We start from the raw sequence: 15,286 nt of genomic DNA, 5'->3' as shown, positions 1-15,286 counted from the left end.
AAACCCTGACCCCTTCGCTACCCGCTGACTGCTTAGACCAACCCTCCATTCGCTCGCAGCACTTGCCCGTTGACCCAGTCAGCGGCAGTGCTGACCAGAAATGAGACGATGCGGGCGATGTCTTGCGGCTGGCCCAAACGCTCCAGCGGCGGCATTTTAGCGAATGCCTGGATTTGCTCCTCGGTCTTGCCCTGCAAGAACAGCTGCGTGGCCACTGGTCCCGGTGCTATGGCGTTGACCGTGATCTGCCGTCCGCGCAGCTCTTTGGCAAACACCTGGGTCAGTGATTCGACGGCGGCCTTGCTCGCGATGTACACCGCATAACCCGGCAGGTTCATACCCACGGTGCTGCTCGAAAAATTCACAATGCGTCCCCCGCTGTTCAGCCGCGTAGCCGCCTCACGCAGGGTATTAAACGTGCCTTTGGTGTTGATATTGAAAGTCTGGTCGTACAGCTCGTCGCTGTGTTGTGCCAACGGCATCACGGTGAGCATGCCCGCGTTGTTGATCAGCACATCCACCTTGCCCAGTTGCTGCTCGGTTTCAGTGAACAGGCGCGCCACGTCAGCGGCGTTGGCGACGTCTGCCTGCACGGCCATCGCTTTATGCCCGGCCTGGCGCAATTCAACCACCAGCGCAGAAGCTTCGCGGGCGCTGCTGACGTAGTTGATGGCGACGGCAAACCCTTCGCTGGCCAGTTGCCTGGCAATGACGGCACCGATGCCGCGCGAGGCGCCGGTGATGATGGCAACGCGCGTGGGTGTAGTGGTCATGGCAACACTCAGAGTGGAAAAGGTGTGCTGCTAGATTCACAGATCGGTCAGCGCGGATAAAGCCTCATAAATTGATACCAGTATTCTGAAATTCTAAACAATCCAGCGGTGTAGCCGTGCTTGCTCGCGACAAATCCTCGCAAGCAAGCAGGCGCGGGCACAGATTATTTAGCCACCGGGCTTGGCTCCTTCGATTCTTTGATTTTGTACCAGGCCACATACAGCGCAGGCAGGAACAGCAACGTCAGCAAGGTTGCCGATATGATGCCGCCGATCATGGCGTAGGCCATCGGCCCCCAAAATACTTCGCGAGCGATAGGGATCATGCCCAGACTGGCAGCGGCTGCCGTGAGCAAGATCGGCCTGCGACGGTGCTCGGTGGCCTGTACCACGGCATGCCAAGGGTCGTAGCCATCGCGTTCGAACTGATCGATTTGGGTGACTAGGATCACCGAGTTACGAATGATGATGCCCACCAGCGCCAGGATTCCCAGGATGGCCACAAAGCCCATCGGCGTGCCGGTTGGCACCAGCGCCAACACCACGCCGATCAGGCCCAGCGGCGCCACACTGGCCACCAAAAACATCTTCTGCACGCTCTGCAACTGAATCATCAAGAAGGTCGCCATCAAAAACAGCATCAACGGCACCACTCTGGCGATCGGGCCTTGCGCCTTGGCGCTTTCCTCAACCGTGCCGCCGGTTTGCAGCGTATATCCGTGCGGCAAGTTGGCCGCGAACTTCTCGATCTCGGGTTTGAGATCCGCGACCAGATCGGTGGGTTGCAGGCTGCCGCGCACCGAAGCCTTGAGTGTCAGGGTCGGAATGCGGTCACGGCTCCAGATCAACGGTTGCTCCAGTTCGTAGCGTACGGACGCAAAAGCCAACAACGGGATGGATGTCCCGCTCGGGGTGGTGATTTGCAGGTTGAGCAAGGTTTCAGGGCTGCCGCGTTCGCTGCCCACCGCCCGGCCCACGATGTTGATCAGGTAGATGTTGTCTTTGACCTGGCTGACGGCTGCCCCCGTGACAATGCTGTTCATCACATGAGCCACATCTTCGGACGACAAACCGTATTGGCGTGCTTTGTCTTGCGCGATATCGATGCGCAACACTTTGCCCGGTTCGTTCCAGTTGAAGTTTATTTCACCGACATTTGGATTGGCGTCCAGCACCGTGGCCAGATCAATCGCCTGCTTGCGCACTTGGTCAATGTTGGGGCCGCTGACGCGGTATTGCAGCGGCTGCCCCACCGGAGGCCCCAGCTCAAGGGTATGCACGAATGTGCCCACACCGACAAAGTCATCACGCAGGCGTTTGTTCAAGCGCTCCATCAAGGCATCGCGATTTTCCAGGCCGGTGCTGACGATGACCAACTGTGCAAAGAACGGGTTTTGCAGTTGTTGGTCCAGCGGCAAGTAAAAGCGAATGGCCCCTTCGCCGATGTAACTGCTCCAACGCACGATGTCCGGGTCGCCCTTGAGGGTTTGCTCGAACCGTTGGGTGACTTTTAAGGTCTCCTCGATGGATGCGTTTTGTGGCAGGTTCAAATCCACCAGAATTTCGGGGCGATCCGAGGACGGAAAAAACTGGTTTTGCACCAGTCCCAAGCCAAACACCGAGAGCACGAACATCAGTACCGTGGCACCAATGGTCATCCAGCGATGACGCATGCACCACAGTAAACCGGTGTCGAAGGCATGGGCCAGTCGCCCCGGTTTTTCTGGTTTGGGTTTGACCTTGGTGCTCAGGATATGCACGCCCAGCACCGGCGCAAACAGCACGGCCACCACCCACGACACCAGCATCGCCACGGCAATCACTGCGAACAGGGTGAAGGTGTACTCCCCCGCCGAGCTGTTGTTGAGGCCGATGGGCACGAAGCCTGCAACGGTCACCAGGGTGCCGGTGAGCATGGGGAAGGCCGTGGAATGATAAGCAAATGTCGCTGCCTCCTCTTTGCTTTCGCCCATTTCAAGTCGTGTGATCATGACCTCCACCGTGATCATGGCGTCATCCACCAATAACCCGAGCGCGATGATCAGCGCACCCAGCGACACGCGCTGCATGGCGATGCCAGCAAACTCCATGAACACAAACACCAGCGCCAGCACCAGCGGGATCGAGATGGCGACGACCAGTCCCGCACGCAAGCCGAGGCTGATAAAGCTCACCCCCAGCACGATGATGACCGCTTCAAACAGTGCGCTGGTGAAGCCGCCCACGGCCACTTCAACCACCTGAGCCTGATCGGACACCATGTGCACATCCACGCCCACCGGCAGCTCGGCGGTGAGTTCGTCGATGCGTTGATGCAGTTGTTTGCCGAAGGCTTGAATGTTGCCGCCATCGTTCATGGCAATCGCCAGGCCGATAGCCGGTTTACCGTTGTAATGGAACATGGGTGAGGCAGGGTCGACGTAGCCGCGAGTAATTTCGGCAACATCTGCCAGTCGATAAAAACGGTCATTGACCCGCAGGTTGACGGCCTCAAGGTCTTCGGTGGTTTGGAACTGGCCCGAGGTGCGCACCGACATGCGCTCCGGCCCCGCTTCGATCACCCCCGCCGGGGTGACGGCGTTTTGCGCTTGCAGGCTTTCGAGCACGTGTTGCTGGTCAAGGCCCAAGGCGGCCAGTTTGCGGGTGGAGAAATTCAGATAGAACGTTTCGTCCTGCTCACCAATGGTCGTCACCTTGCCGCGATTGGGCACGTCACGAACGCCGGTGCGCACGTGTTCCACGTAATCGCGCAATTGGCGCATGGTAAAGCCGTCGCCGGTGAAGGCATAGATTGTGCCGTACACGTCTCCGAATTCATCGTCGAATCCCGGGCCTTGAATGCCCTGAGGGAAATCGCCACGAATGTCATCGATCTTCTTGCGAACCTGATACCAGATCTGCGGGATGGCCTTGGCGTTTGTGGTGTCCTTGAGGAACACGAACACCGTGGACTCGCCTGGGCGGGTGTAGCTTTGCACGTAGTCGAGCGAGTCGAGCTCTTCGAGTTTTTTCTCGATGCGGTCGGTGACCTGAAGCCGGGTTTCATCGACCGTGGCACCCGGCCAACGCGTCTGGATCACCATGGTTTTGATCGCGAAACTCGGGTCTTCGGCACGCCCCAGGTTCATGTACGAAAAAATCCCGGCGAGCACAGACACAAACATCAAATACCAGACAAACGACTGATGCTTCAGGGCCCACTCAGACAGGTTGAACTTCCCATTCATTGCGAGCTTTCCTTATCGAGTCTGACTTTCTGCCCGGGGGTGAGGCTGTTCACGCCGGCAATGACGACTTTGTCGCCTGGTTTGAGACCACCGGTCAGCAGTGCATTCTGGGTATCGCGACTGAGCACGGTCACATCCTGCGGGCTGACGCTTTGCGTCTGCGTGTCAATGACCCACACGCGGGTTTTGCCATCGACGTCCTGTAACGCGGTGACGGGCAACTCGAAGTGCTCGACAATCGGGGTGCTCACGGTCACGCTCACGGAGCTGCCCAAACGAAACGCGGGAGGGGTTTGGTCCAGTGTCAGCCGTGTACGACGGGTACGGGTGGCACTGTCGGCTTGCGGGGCGATTTCACGCACGTGAGCAGTGGTTTTGACATTGGGATCAAGCTGCCCCGCGACCTGAAATTCAATGCCTTTGGGCAGCGCCTCGGCCAAAGGACCGGGAAGATCGATCACCGCTTCCTTGATTTCGGGCCGCGCCAGAGTCACCACCTCTTCGCCGATGCTGACCACTTGGCCTGCTTCGGCTTTCCAGTCGGTAATGACCGCGTCATGGTCGGCGCGCAGGTTGCAGTAACTGAGTTGGTCTTGCGCCTGATTCACCGCAGCGACGGCCTGCTGCATCGAGGCAGCAGTGGTTTTGAGGTCAGCCTGAGCGGTGTCCAGTTGTGCTTGCGCGCCGACACCCCGGTCGAACAGTTCTTGCTGGCGGCGGGCGTTAGCCTGTGCGTTGATCAACTGTGCCTGCACTTTGGCCAAGTCGCCTTGGGCTGCGCGCAATTGGTTTTGCTGATCGGTCGGGTCCAGATTAGCCAGGATGTCCCCCTGTTTAACCACTGCGCCCACGTCGTAGAAGCGGCGCACGATGCGCCCCGGTACGCGGAAGCCCAAGGTGCTCTCGTAGCGGGCTTCGATATTGCCGGCAAAACGCCCAAGGTGCTCTGACCGTTCGGGCTGCACTACAACGTATAAGGCGGGGCGTACCGCTTGGGGGGGGAGATCTTCAGAGCAGCCGACCAGCAGTGCGGCAGCGAACGGCACTATCCACAAACACTTCATAGTTGGGCGCCCCCCTCAGGCGTGGGGGCAATTTCGACCCGCATGCCGGGGTTTAGCAGTTGCCCGCCTGCGACCACCACGTTCTCTCCGTCCTTGAGGCCTTCACTGATGATCACGCTACCGGTCAGATAACGCCCGACCTTGACCCGCTTCAGGTGCACGCTGTTTTTGTCGTCAACCAGCCAGACGGCAGGCTCACTGACGTCTTTGGTCAGTGCCGACCAGGGCAGTTCGATGCTGCGGCTGGCGGCCGGTGTGAGGTTAACGCTCACGATAGCGCCCAGATCCATGCCCTTGGGCAGCGCCTCCAGTTGCACTTTGATTTGCAGTGTGCCGCTTTGCGCTGCCACCGTTGGGGTGATTTCGCGGATCTTGCCGTTGACCTTGATGTGCGGATCACTCAGCAGCGTGACCTGCACCGTCGGGTCTTTGGGGGGGTCGATAAACAATGACTCGTAGACGTTAAACACCGCATCTCGAGCACCGTCGCGGGCCAAGGTAAAAATCGGCATGGTGGCCTGCACCACTTGCCCGACTTCGGCCTGGCGTGCAGTGATAACGCCCGACGCTTCGGCTTCAAGGTTGCTGTAACTCAGTTGTTCACGGGCATTGGCCAATTGCGCTTGCGCGGCCGCTAACGCGCTGTGTGCGCTACGCTGCGCAGCATTGGCCGCGTCGTATTCGCTTTGGCTGGTATAGCCTTTAGGCAGTAACTTTTGCTGGCGAATAAACGCGGCACGGGTTTGTACAACTTGCGCCTGCTGGGCATTGACGCTGGCCTGAGCGGTAGCAACCTGGATTTTCAAGTCTTTGGGGTCCAGACGCGCCAACACTTGATTGGCTTGAATGTGATCACCCACATCCACCGAGCGCTCGATGATTTTGCCGCCGACGCGAAATGAAAGTTGGGTTTCGACCCGCGCCTGAATGTCTCCGCTGAGCTGAATAGGCGGAGCAAACTCGCGTGTGCTGACTTGCTGCACATACACCCGTGGCGACAAAGGCTCTTGGGGGGCCTCTTTGCCGCACGCGGTGAGTAGCACCAACAGGCTCATGCCCAATACAACCTGACTTCGTGGACCAGCCATGCAGGCTCCTTTGCGTGATGCTGATTTAGCTGACGATACGACTGACAGCGTAGAACAGGGTTCAGTGTCTGTCGGGCTCTGCATACGAAACATCTGTAGTGATTGCCGAAGGCTGCGATATAAACACACAGCAGCCTGAGGCTGCGACTGGGTGCATAATTTCCGCATGTTTCCAAGAGGTCACAGATGCTAACAACCCTGGCGGTGGCCAACTACCGCTCCATTAAGCAGTTGGTAGTGCCTTTGGCCAGACTGAACCTGATCACCGGCCCCAATGGCAGTGGCAAATCCAATCTTTATCGTGCCCTGCGCTTGTTGGCCGAAACCGCCCAGGGCGGTGTGGTCAATGCCCTGGCCCGTGAAGGCGGCCTTACGTCGACATTCTGGGCAGGCCCCGAGGTGACCTCTCGGCGCATGAAGCAAGGCGAAGTGCACATCGAGGGCAACGTACGCAAGGAAACCTTTCGCCTGCGTCTGGGGTTTTCAGCCGTTGACTTCAGCTACGCGATCGTTATGGGCCTGCCGATCCCTGAGGGTTCAGCATTCACCCTAGACCCTCAAATCAAGCATGAAAGCATTTGGGCAGGTCCTTGTTACCGTCTCGCCAGCGAGCTGGTTGAGCGTAAAGGGCCCATGATCCGTGCTCGCGACGGTCGCAACTGGCAGGTACTGGCGCAACACACGCCGATGTTCGACAGTCTGTTCGATCAGGTTGGCAATTTGCACGCATCGCCCGAAGTCTTGCAATTGCGCGAGTCTATTCGGGGCTGGCGTTTTTACGATCACTTTCGCACCGACCCCGACGCGCCCGTGCGTCAACCGCAACTGGGCACACGCACACCGGTACTGCATCACGATGGCCGTGACCTGGCGGCAGCGCTGCAAACCATCCTTGAAATCGGCAAGGCCGAGGCCCTGCATGCGGCTATCAGCGACGCCTTTCCCGGCGCCAAACTGGCAATAGACAGCGAGTTTGGCGGGCATTTTTATATCGAGTTTTATCAGGAAGGGCTGCTGCGCCCGTTGTCAGCCGCCGAGCTGTCAGACGGCACCTTGCGCTATCTGTTACTCGTGGCTGCCCTGCTCACCCCGCGTCCGCCGACCATGATGGTGCTCAACGAACCCGAAACCAGCCTGCACCCTGACCTGCTGCCCGCGCTGGCGCGGCTGATTATCAATGCTTCGCAGCACACTCAGGTATGGGTTGTGTCCCATGCCCGCCGCCTGATCGCAGCGTTGCAGCAAGACCCGGAATGCAATTGCATCGTGCTGGAAAAAAACCTCGGCCAGACCGAAGTCGTCGGCCAACGCCTGCTGGATCAACCCGCGTGGTATTGGCCAGACAAATAAAAACGCCGACGCAGTGCAAGCCGTCGGCGTTTTCAGTGAAGCTGCGCGGGTTTAGAACGCTGGCAGCACAGCACCTTTGTATTTTTGAGCAATGAACGCTTTCACTTCAGGGCTGGTCAGGGCTTTGGCCAGTTTCTGGATGGCGTCGCTGTCTTTGTTGTCTGGGCGTGCAACCAGGAAGTTCACGTAGGGCGAGTCAGCGCCTTCAATGATCAACGCGTCGGTGGCCGGGTTCAGGCCCGCCTCCAGCGCGTAGTTGGTGTTGATCATGTCCAAATCAACCTGATCCAGAACACGAGGCAGCATGGCGGACTCAAGCTCCTTGAATTTGAAGTTGTGCGGGTTTTTAGCGATGTCCTTGGGTGTGGCGACAGCGTTTTTCGGGTCTTTCAACTCGATCAGGCCGGCCTTTTGCAGCAGGATCAACGCACGGCCGCTGTTGCTGCCCTCGTTCGGGATCGCAATGGTGGCGCCGTCTTTGAGTTCGCTCAAAGATTTAACTTTCTTCGAATAACCACCGAACGGTTCAACATGAACGCCGACCACGGTCACCAGATCAGTGCCTTTACCTTCATTGAAGCTTTTGAGGTACGGCAGGGTCTGGAAGTAGTTGGCGTCCAGGCGCTTTTGATCGACTTGCACGTTGGGCTGCACGTAGTCAGTGAAGACCTTGATTTCCAGATCCACGCCTTCTTTGGCGAGGGTCGGTTTGATCAGTTCAAGGATTTCAGCGTGGGGAACCGGGGTCGCGGCGACCACCAGTTTCTCGTTAGCCTGTGCCAGGCCTGCCGTCAAAGCAGCCGCCAGTGCGGTAAACAACAGAACCTTTTTCATGCAATGCCCCTAGTGCGAGTGACCGTTCGGATGACGGTTTTTATGGGAAGACGCTGCGGACAATACCGAGATTCTTTATTCCCGAACAATAATATTTATTCAGCTTCTTATTCCATTTTGTTCACTTGCAAGTCGCCACTCTTCAAAGCAGGTCTTTAAGCGCTGCCAGTTCCTGCGCCGTCGCCCCTTTGATAAACAAGGCGATCTGGCTCAGTGCATCCGGCAGATTCAAGTGCTCGGGTTCAATCTCCTCCCCCGTACTCACCAACAACGCAAAATGGATCACGTTCTCCAGCTCGCGGGTGTTGCCCGGCCAGCTGTGGCGCTCCAGTACCCGTTGGGCGCGCTCGCTGATAAACGGCACGGCGAGGTTCAGTCGCTGGCTGTAGATGCCCAAAAAGTATTCAGCCAACGACAAAATATCCCCCGGCCGCTCGCGCAACGCGGGCAAGTCCAGTCGCCCTTCGCTTAAATAGTGATACAGCCGTTCGTGGAACTTGCCCGCTGCCACAGCCTGCGCCAGATCGATGCTGGTGGCCGCGACTAAGCGCACATCCACCGGACTCGGTTGATGCGCGCCCACGCGGGTAACTTCATGGGTTTCCAGCGCGGCCAATAACTTGGTCTGAATGGCCAGTGGCAAGTCCCCGATTTCATCCAGGTACAAGGTGCCGCCATTGGCCGATCCGAACCACCCGGCGCGGCTGCTGGCCGAGCTGCTGTGGGCGCCGGCAGCGTATCCAAACAACTCGGCGTCGGCATACGTCGGGCTGATCGCCCCGCAGTTGACCGATACAAACAAGCCGGTGCGGTCGCTGGCGCGGTGAATGTGACGGGCGAGCAACTCTTTGCCGCTGCCGGTTTCGCCACGGATCAGCACGGGCAGCGCACGCGGCGCCAACAGCTCCAGATCGTTACGCAGTTGGCGTGAACGCGGGTCGACAAACACCAGCGCCTTGGCGCGAATGCTGAGCGGGCTTTTTTCAGCGTCGGGAAAGGTCAGCAGCGGCTGACCAAAGGTTTCATTCAGGCTCATGGCAGGCTCCCGCCCGCCGCCGAAGGGTGGGCGCGGGCGTTACAAATAATTCACGCGCGTCGCAGGGCGTCGTGCTCGATGCGGGTTTGCAGGCGATACAGGAAGGCGAAGCCTTGCTCCCAGCGCTGATGCCCGGACTTGACGTTGATGTGGCCAGCACCGCTGATAATTCCGACTTCGGCGCCCCAGTTGCGAGCAAATTCCAACGCCCGCGGGGCGCTGACAGCGGCGTCGTTGTCGGAACTGACAATCTGGCTCGGGAACGGCAAAACGCTCGTCGGGATGGGTGCAAAGTTGCGCAGGGCAGGCGCGCAGGCAGGCCGTTCGACATCGGCCGGGGCCACCAAAAGCGCGCCGCGTACCTGGCTTAACAGGCTGGCGGGCGCGCGTTCGGCCCAATGAGCCACGGTGATGCACCCCAGGCTGTGTGCGATCACAATCACCGGCGTGCTGTCGGCCGCAATGGCTTCGGCCAGCGCCGCAATCCAGTCTTCGCGCCGTGGCGTCAACCAGTTGGCCTGCTCCACACGGGCACCGTTGGGCAGGCTGTTCTGCCAGTGGGTTTGCCAATGATCGTCGGCAGAACCTTGCCAGCCCGGCACTATCAAATAGCGAATCGACTCGTTGCCCATGGGTGTGCGCCTCCTGCTTTGTGTGCGTTACCGGGCCAGTATAGGGAGGGTTTTTAGATTCGCTAAGGAATAAGAAGCTATTTATTAATAACCAAAAAGTCAGTAAAGCCCGCCTCTGCTGGAACGGACCCCACCTGATGTCGGGGATTGGGATAAAAATCTGCGGGCGACATTACAGCCCGCAGCACCTGTGTAACTTCAAGCGGCGTAGCGCAATTTACAGCGCAAATGGCAACTGGATGCTGACCTTTTGGTGAGCGGCCAACCGTTGTTCAAACTCGCCAGGGTCATGAATCAGCACGTCTTGGCCGGCAAAGGCGTGTGCGGCGATCAAGCGCGATAGCCAGAAGCGCACACAGGCGACGCGCAACAAGGTGGGCCACAGCTCGGCCTCGCTGGCCGTAAATGGGCGCAAGGCCGCATAAGCACCCAGCAAGGCGCGGGCACGTGGGGCGTCGATGTTGCCTGCGTCGTCCGCGCACCAATCATTCAGGGCAATGGCCACGTCGTACAGCATCGGGCCTGAGCAGGCGTTGTAAAAGTCGATCAGCCCGGTCAGGTGTGTCCCTTCAAACATGGCGTTATCGCGAAACAGATCACCGTGCAAATTAGCCCGTGGCAGCGCCAAAATGTGCGCTTTGCGCGCGGTCATTTCGTCGAGCGCTTTTTGCAGCAGGTCGGCGGATTCGGGGGCCAGGTCCGCTTTCAGCGCAGGGCCTTCGGCCAGCATCCAGTCCAGTCCACGGTCGGTTCGGCGCTCCAGCACTTTGTCACGGGTCGCTAAATGCAGATGCCCGAGCAATTCACCCACTTGCGTGCAGTGCTGAGCGTTGGCGAGGCGAATGTGCTTGCCCGCCAGACGTGGTTGCAGCAGCGCGGGCTTGCCTTTCAATTCGCGCAGGGCCTGCCCGTCTTGGGTGCGCAGCGCATAGGGCACGGGTAAATCCGCGTCGTGCAGCACATCCAGCAGTTCAATAAAGAACGGCATTTCATTGATAGGGCCACGTTCAACCAGAGTCAGGACGTATTCGCCCTTCTCCAGGCTAATGAAATAGTTGGTGTTTTCGCTACCCGCGGCGATCCCCTGAAAATCCAGCAGACGGCCAAGCCCATAAGGTGCAAGAAAGGTTTCCAGCTCGGGACGAGCCAGTTGCGTGAAAACAGACATGGTTTAAAACTGCCAGTACGGGCGCCGCAGGCGTGCGGCGCCGATTAAAGTTAAGACGCTACTTCCATTCGAAGATTTTCCACGAAGGAATCAGCATATCCGGCTGGTCGGAGCGGATGAAATTGGCATCAGTACCATCAGCACGCACTAAAAAGTACGGCGGCGCTCCTTTTGGGGTGACCTTGATGGCATATAGGAAACCGTTTTGACGGTACTCCTGAATGGTTTTATCGCCTTCCGTGCGAATGGTGACCTCTGGCTCCGCGCCGGGTGCGTCATCGGCCGCAAAGGTTACCAGCGGAATGGCTGCAATCAAGCCGGTGAGCAACAGGCGATTAAGTGTGCGCATGATAACCTTGTCCCTTTGTCGTCATTGGTCCGGACATTCTAGCGCCGGACTCGCCGAAAAGGTTGATCCTGCTCATGAGCCAAGCCCCCCTCGTCCTGGTGGACGGTTCTTCATATCTGTATCGCGCTTTCCACGCGCTGCCACCGCTGACCACGTCCAAGGGCCTGCCGACAGGTGCCGTGAAGGGCGTGCTGAATATGCTGAAAAGCCTGCGCAAGCAGTATCCGGACAGCCCCTTTGCGGTCGTTTTCGATGCCAAGGGCGGTACATTTCGTGATGACATGTACGCCGAATACAAAGCTAATCGTCCCAGCATGCCCGATGACATGCGCGTGCAGATCGAGCCTTTGCATGCCAGCGTGATCGCGCTGGGCTTCCCGTTGCTGTGCGTTGAGGGGGTTGAGGCCGACGATGTGATCGGTACGCTGGCGCGCAGCAGCGCCGCAGCCGACCGCCCGGTGGTGATCTCGACCGGCGACAAGGACATGGCGCAACTGGTCGATGGCCACATCACGCTGGTTAACACCATGACTGGCAGTGTGCTGGACATTGAAGGCGTCAAAGAGAAGTTCGGCGTTTCGCCGGAGCAGATCATTGATTACCTCGCACTGATGGGCGACTCGTCCGACAACATCCCTGGCGTGCCGGGCATTGGGCCGAAGACAGCATCTGGCTTGCTGGTAGGTGTAGGCGGCGGCCTGGTGGACTTGTACGAGAAGCTCGATATCGTGCCGACGTTACCGATTCGCGGCGCTAAAAATTTGCCGGCCAAACTCGAAGAACACCGAGAAATGGCATTTTTGTCGTATCAATTGGCCACGATCAAAATTGATGTGCCACTGGATATCGGCCTTGACGACCTGCACCTCAAGGCCCCGGATTGTGAAAAGCTGATTGAGCTGTACACCGAACTGGAATTCAAAAGCTGGATTGCCGACGTCGAGCGTGAAGCCAAGCGTGCCGGGCAGGTGATTACGCAAGAAGCGCCGGTGGTGGTGGCTGAAGCTCAATCACAGTACGAAACCCTCCTCGATCAGGCCCGTTTCGATGTGTGGCTGAAGAAGTTGCAGGCCGCCAAGCTGATCGCCTTTGACACCGAGACCACCGGGCTGGACGCTCAGCAAGCACAACTGGTAGGCATATCGTTCGCAGTCAAACCGGGCGAGGCAGCCTACATTCCGCTGACGCATTCCTACATGGGCGTGCCCGAGCAGTTGGACCGGGACACGGTGTTGCTCGCGCTCAAGCCCCTGCTTGAAGACCCAAACAAAGCCAAAGTCGGCCAGCACGCCAAATTCGATATCAACATCCTGGCCAACTGCGCCATCGGTGGCGATCAGGCGTGCGGGATCATGGTGCAAGGCGTTGCCTTCGACACGATGCTTGAATCCTACGTACTCGATTCCACCGCCACGCGCCATGATATGGACAGCTTGGCGCTCAAGTACTTGGGTCACACCACCACCAGTTTTCAGGACATCGCGGGTAAAGGTGCCAAACAACTGACCTTCGACCAGATTTCGTTGGAGCAGGCTGGCCCCTACGCAGCCGAAGACGCGGACGTGACGCTGCGCTTGCACAACACGCTGCACGAAAAACTGGCCGCCATCCCCACGTTGAACAGCGTACTGACGGACATTGAAATGCCGCTGGTGCCTGTGTTGGCGCGCATTGAGCGCCAAGGCGCGCTGGTCGACGCCAAGCTGCTGGGCGTGCAGAGCGTTGAACTGGGCGACAAAATGGTCGCGCTTGAGCGTGAGGCATTTGAGATTGCAGGCGAAGAATTCAACCTCAGCTCGCCTAAGCAATTGGGCGTGATCCTGTACGAAAAGCTGGGTTTGCCGATTATCAGCAAAACCGCAAAAGGTCAGCCGTCCACCGCCGAGGCCGTGCTCGCGGAGCTGGCCGAGCAAGACTTCCCGCTGCCTAAAGTGCTGATGCAGTACCGCTCGATGAGCAAGCTGAAAAGCACCTACACCGATCGCCTGCCAGAGCAAATCAACCCGCGCACAGGCCGGATTCACACGTCCTATCACCAAGCAGTCACGGCGACCGGGCGCTTGTCGTCCAGCGATCCTAACCTGCAAAACATCCCGATTCGCACGGCGGAAGGGCGTCGGATTCGTCAGGCGTTCGTGGCCCCTAAAGGCTACAAGCTGTTAGCAGCGGACTATTCGCAAATTGAACTGCGGATCATGGCCCACCTGGCCAAGGACGAAGGTTTACTGCATGCCTTCCGTAATAACCTTGACGTGCACAGCGCCACGGCTGCCGAAGTCTTCGGTGTTGAATTGGCTGACGTCACGACCGATCAGCGGCGCAGTGCCAAGGCGATCAACTTCGGCCTGATTTACGGCATGAGCGCGTTTGGCTTGGCCAAGCAGATTGGTGTCGACCGCAAACAGTCGCAGGCGTACATCGACCGCTATTTCGCACGTTATCCCGGCGTATTGGACTACATGGAGCGCACGCGGACTCAAGCGGCCGAGCAAGGTTACGTCGAGACCATTTTTGGTCGTCGCCTGTACTTGCCAGAAATCAACGCGAAAAACCCTGCGCTGCGCAAAGGTGCTGAACGCACAGCGATCAACGCGCCGATGCAAGGCACGGCAGCAGACATCATCAAGAAAGCCATGGTGTCTGTGGATAACTGGTTGAGCGCCTCTGATCTCGATGCACGCGTCATCTTGCAGGTACACGATGAATTGGTGCTGGAGGTGCGCGAAGACCTGGTGGACCAGGTACGCGACGAAGTGCGCAAGCACATGAGCGAAGCGGCCCAGCTCGACGTGCCACTGGTGGTTGAAGTGGGCGTGGGCAACAACTGGGATCAAGCGCACTAACAGTGCGAAAAGCCTGCGACCAATAGTCGCAGGCAATATGCCATTAGTTGTAAAGGGTATGGGCTTAGATCAAATCGTTTTTAGGCGTTTTGAACTAAATCTGCCTTCACCACTCAGATCTACTGAATGGGTGGTGAAGCCCTTCAATGCTCCTAATGTTGTGTTAAGTGTTGGCAGAATTCTGAACCCCGCCCTAGCGGTTCAGTACTTGAACCCCGAACTTCCCCCTCCCCATACGAAGTCCGGGGTTTTTTTTGCCTGCGATTTGTTATTCGCCGGTCTCTTCTTCGCCTTTATTAGGCAATTCCATCCATTTGGCGAGCACGGTGTACGCCTCTTCCAGGCCCATGCGCTTAGGGGTGGAGAACAACTGGATGGTGACGCTGTCGCCCCACTTCTTGCGAATTTCTGCCTGAATTTTGAGCAGGGTATTTTTCGCAGCGCCGTACGTCAGTTTGTCGGCTTTGGTCATCAAAATATGCATCGGCATGCCGCTGGAGACGGTCCAGTCGAGCATCAACTTGTCAAAATCGGTCAATGGATGACGAATATCCATCATCAAAATGACGCCTTTGAGGCTTTCCCGGCTGCCGAAATACGCTTCAAGGTGACGCTGCCAGTGCATTTTTAGCGGGATAGGCACTTTGGCGTAGCCGTAACCCGGCAAGTCGACCAGACGACGATCTTCATCGAGCTGGAAGAAGTTGAGCAGTTGAGTACGGCCCGGCGTTTTTGAGGTTCGCGCCAGGCTGGCGTGGGTCAACGTGTTCAGGGCGCTGGATTTACCGGCGTTGGAACGCCCGGCAAAGGCGACTTCAAAGCCCTCGTCGTCAGGGCATTGATCGACTTTGGCAGCGCTGAGCATGAAGGTAGCCTGTTGGCACAGGCCGAGGATGGGGTTCTTGAGTTGCATGGGATTTCC

12 protein-coding genes are annotated in these 15,286 nt (G+C 58.1%); 2 read left to right on the top strand and 10 right to left on the bottom strand.

Annotation, left to right across the window (positions count from 1 at the left end):
- Positions 1 to 32 precede the first annotated feature (32 nt).
- From TU86_RS08930 to TU86_RS08915, 4 genes are all read right to left on the bottom strand, one after another.
- On the bottom strand, positions 33 to 773 hold the full coding sequence (locus tag TU86_RS08930) for an SDR family oxidoreductase (RefSeq protein WP_048363935.1): 741 nt from the start codon (positions 771 to 773) through the stop codon (positions 33 to 35).
- Between the two features lie 164 nt (positions 774 to 937).
- Positions 938 to 4,000 carry an efflux RND transporter permease subunit gene (locus tag TU86_RS08925; protein ID WP_048363934.1) on the bottom strand — a complete coding sequence of 1,021 codons (3,063 nt, stop codon included), beginning with the start codon at positions 3,998 to 4,000 and terminating at the stop codon, positions 938 to 940.
- Entirely contained in the window at positions 3,997 to 5,064 is a 1,068-nt protein-coding gene (locus TU86_RS08920) for an efflux RND transporter periplasmic adaptor subunit (RefSeq protein WP_048363933.1), read from the bottom strand. Before TU86_RS08920 ends, TU86_RS08925 begins: the two co-directional genes overlap by 4 nt.
- Positions 5,061 to 6,152 (bottom strand): efflux RND transporter periplasmic adaptor subunit, encoded by a 1,092-nt coding sequence (locus tag TU86_RS08915; protein ID WP_048363932.1) that lies wholly within the window; start codon positions 6,150 to 6,152, stop codon positions 5,061 to 5,063. Before TU86_RS08915 ends, TU86_RS08920 begins: the two co-directional genes overlap by 4 nt.
- A gap of 186 nt (positions 6,153 to 6,338) precedes the next feature.
- Between TU86_RS08915 and TU86_RS08910 the strand changes: the two genes are divergently transcribed.
- Positions 6,339 to 7,502: an AAA family ATPase gene (locus TU86_RS08910; protein WP_048363931.1), complete on the top strand. Its 1,164-nt coding sequence runs from the start codon at positions 6,339 to 6,341 to the stop codon at positions 7,500 to 7,502.
- A 51-nt stretch (positions 7,503 to 7,553) separates the two neighbouring features.
- On the opposite strand, the gene TU86_RS08905 is transcribed toward TU86_RS08910, so the two are convergent.
- From TU86_RS08905 to TU86_RS08885, 5 genes are all read right to left on the bottom strand, one after another.
- A complete protein-coding gene (locus tag TU86_RS08905; RefSeq protein ID WP_048363930.1) occupies positions 7,554 to 8,336 on the bottom strand; it encodes a MetQ/NlpA family ABC transporter substrate-binding protein in 783 nt (260 codons plus the stop codon).
- 142 nt (positions 8,337 to 8,478) lie between these two features.
- Complete coding sequence (locus TU86_RS08900; protein ID WP_048363929.1) at positions 8,479 to 9,372, bottom strand: sigma 54-interacting transcriptional regulator; 894 nt, start codon at positions 9,370 to 9,372, stop codon at positions 8,479 to 8,481.
- A gap of 50 nt (positions 9,373 to 9,422) precedes the next feature.
- Positions 9,423 to 10,004, bottom strand: coding sequence for an alpha/beta hydrolase (locus TU86_RS08895; protein ID WP_048363928.1), 582 nt, complete (start codon positions 10,002 to 10,004; stop codon positions 9,423 to 9,425).
- 217 nt (positions 10,005 to 10,221) lie between these two features.
- A complete protein-coding gene (locus tag TU86_RS08890) occupies positions 10,222 to 11,172 on the bottom strand; it encodes a homoserine kinase (RefSeq protein ID WP_048363927.1) in 951 nt (316 codons plus the stop codon).
- Positions 11,173 to 11,230: 58 nt separating this feature from the next.
- On the bottom strand, positions 11,231 to 11,521 hold the full coding sequence (locus TU86_RS08885) for a DUF2782 domain-containing protein (RefSeq protein WP_048363926.1): 291 nt from the start codon (positions 11,519 to 11,521) through the stop codon (positions 11,231 to 11,233).
- A gap of 74 nt (positions 11,522 to 11,595) precedes the next feature.
- Here TU86_RS08885 and polA point away from each other — a divergent pair, with 74 nt between their 5' ends.
- On the top strand, positions 11,596 to 14,364 hold the full coding sequence (polA, locus tag TU86_RS08880; protein ID WP_048363925.1) for a DNA polymerase I: 2,769 nt from the start codon (positions 11,596 to 11,598) through the stop codon (positions 14,362 to 14,364).
- A gap of 268 nt (positions 14,365 to 14,632) precedes the next feature.
- Here the strand turns inward: polA and yihA are convergent, their stop codons facing one another.
- Positions 14,633 to 15,277, bottom strand: coding sequence for a ribosome biogenesis GTP-binding protein YihA/YsxC (gene yihA, locus TU86_RS08875; protein WP_048363924.1), 645 nt, complete (start codon positions 15,275 to 15,277; stop codon positions 14,633 to 14,635).
- Positions 15,278 to 15,286: the final 9 nt, after the last annotated feature.

It is taken from the genome of Pseudomonas weihenstephanensis, assembly GCF_001043055.1.
Lineage (GTDB): Bacteria > Pseudomonadota > Gammaproteobacteria > Pseudomonadales > Pseudomonadaceae > Aquipseudomonas > Aquipseudomonas weihenstephanensis.
Note: the sequence above shows the minus strand (reverse complement) of the source record. Positions and strands in the feature narration are given on the sequence as shown.

What these genes read in the sequence shown, in the direction of transcription:
- TU86_RS08930 (WP_048363935.1), bottom strand. Translation starts at nt 773, where the DNA reads ATGACCACTACACCCACGCGCGTTGCCATCATCACCGGCGCCTCGCGC.
- TU86_RS08925 (WP_048363934.1), bottom strand. Translation starts at nt 4,000, where the DNA reads ATGAATGGGAAGTTCAACCTGTCTGAGTGGGCCCTGAAGCATCAGTCG.
- TU86_RS08920 (WP_048363933.1), bottom strand. Translation starts at nt 5,064, where the DNA reads ATGAAGTGTTTGTGGATAGTGCCGTTCGCTGCCGCACTGCTGGTCGGC.
- TU86_RS08915 (WP_048363932.1), bottom strand. Translation starts at nt 6,152, where the DNA reads ATGGCTGGTCCACGAAGTCAGGTTGTATTGGGCATGAGCCTGTTGGTG.
- TU86_RS08910 (WP_048363931.1), top strand. Translation starts at nt 6,339, where the DNA reads ATGCTAACAACCCTGGCGGTGGCCAACTACCGCTCCATTAAGCAGTTG.
- TU86_RS08905 (WP_048363930.1), bottom strand. Translation starts at nt 8,336, where the DNA reads ATGAAAAAGGTTCTGTTGTTTACCGCACTGGCGGCTGCTTTGACGGCA.
- TU86_RS08900 (WP_048363929.1), bottom strand. Translation starts at nt 9,372, where the DNA reads ATGAGCCTGAATGAAACCTTTGGTCAGCCGCTGCTGACCTTTCCCGAC.
- TU86_RS08895 (WP_048363928.1), bottom strand. Translation starts at nt 10,004, where the DNA reads ATGGGCAACGAGTCGATTCGCTATTTGATAGTGCCGGGCTGGCAAGGT.
- TU86_RS08890 (WP_048363927.1), bottom strand. Translation starts at nt 11,172, where the DNA reads ATGTCTGTTTTCACGCAACTGGCTCGTCCCGAGCTGGAAACCTTTCTT.
- TU86_RS08885 (WP_048363926.1), bottom strand. Translation starts at nt 11,521, where the DNA reads ATGCGCACACTTAATCGCCTGTTGCTCACCGGCTTGATTGCAGCCATT.
- polA (WP_048363925.1), top strand. Translation starts at nt 11,596, where the DNA reads ATGAGCCAAGCCCCCCTCGTCCTGGTGGACGGTTCTTCATATCTGTAT.
- yihA (WP_048363924.1), bottom strand. Translation starts at nt 15,277, where the DNA reads ATGCAACTCAAGAACCCCATCCTCGGCCTGTGCCAACAGGCTACCTTC.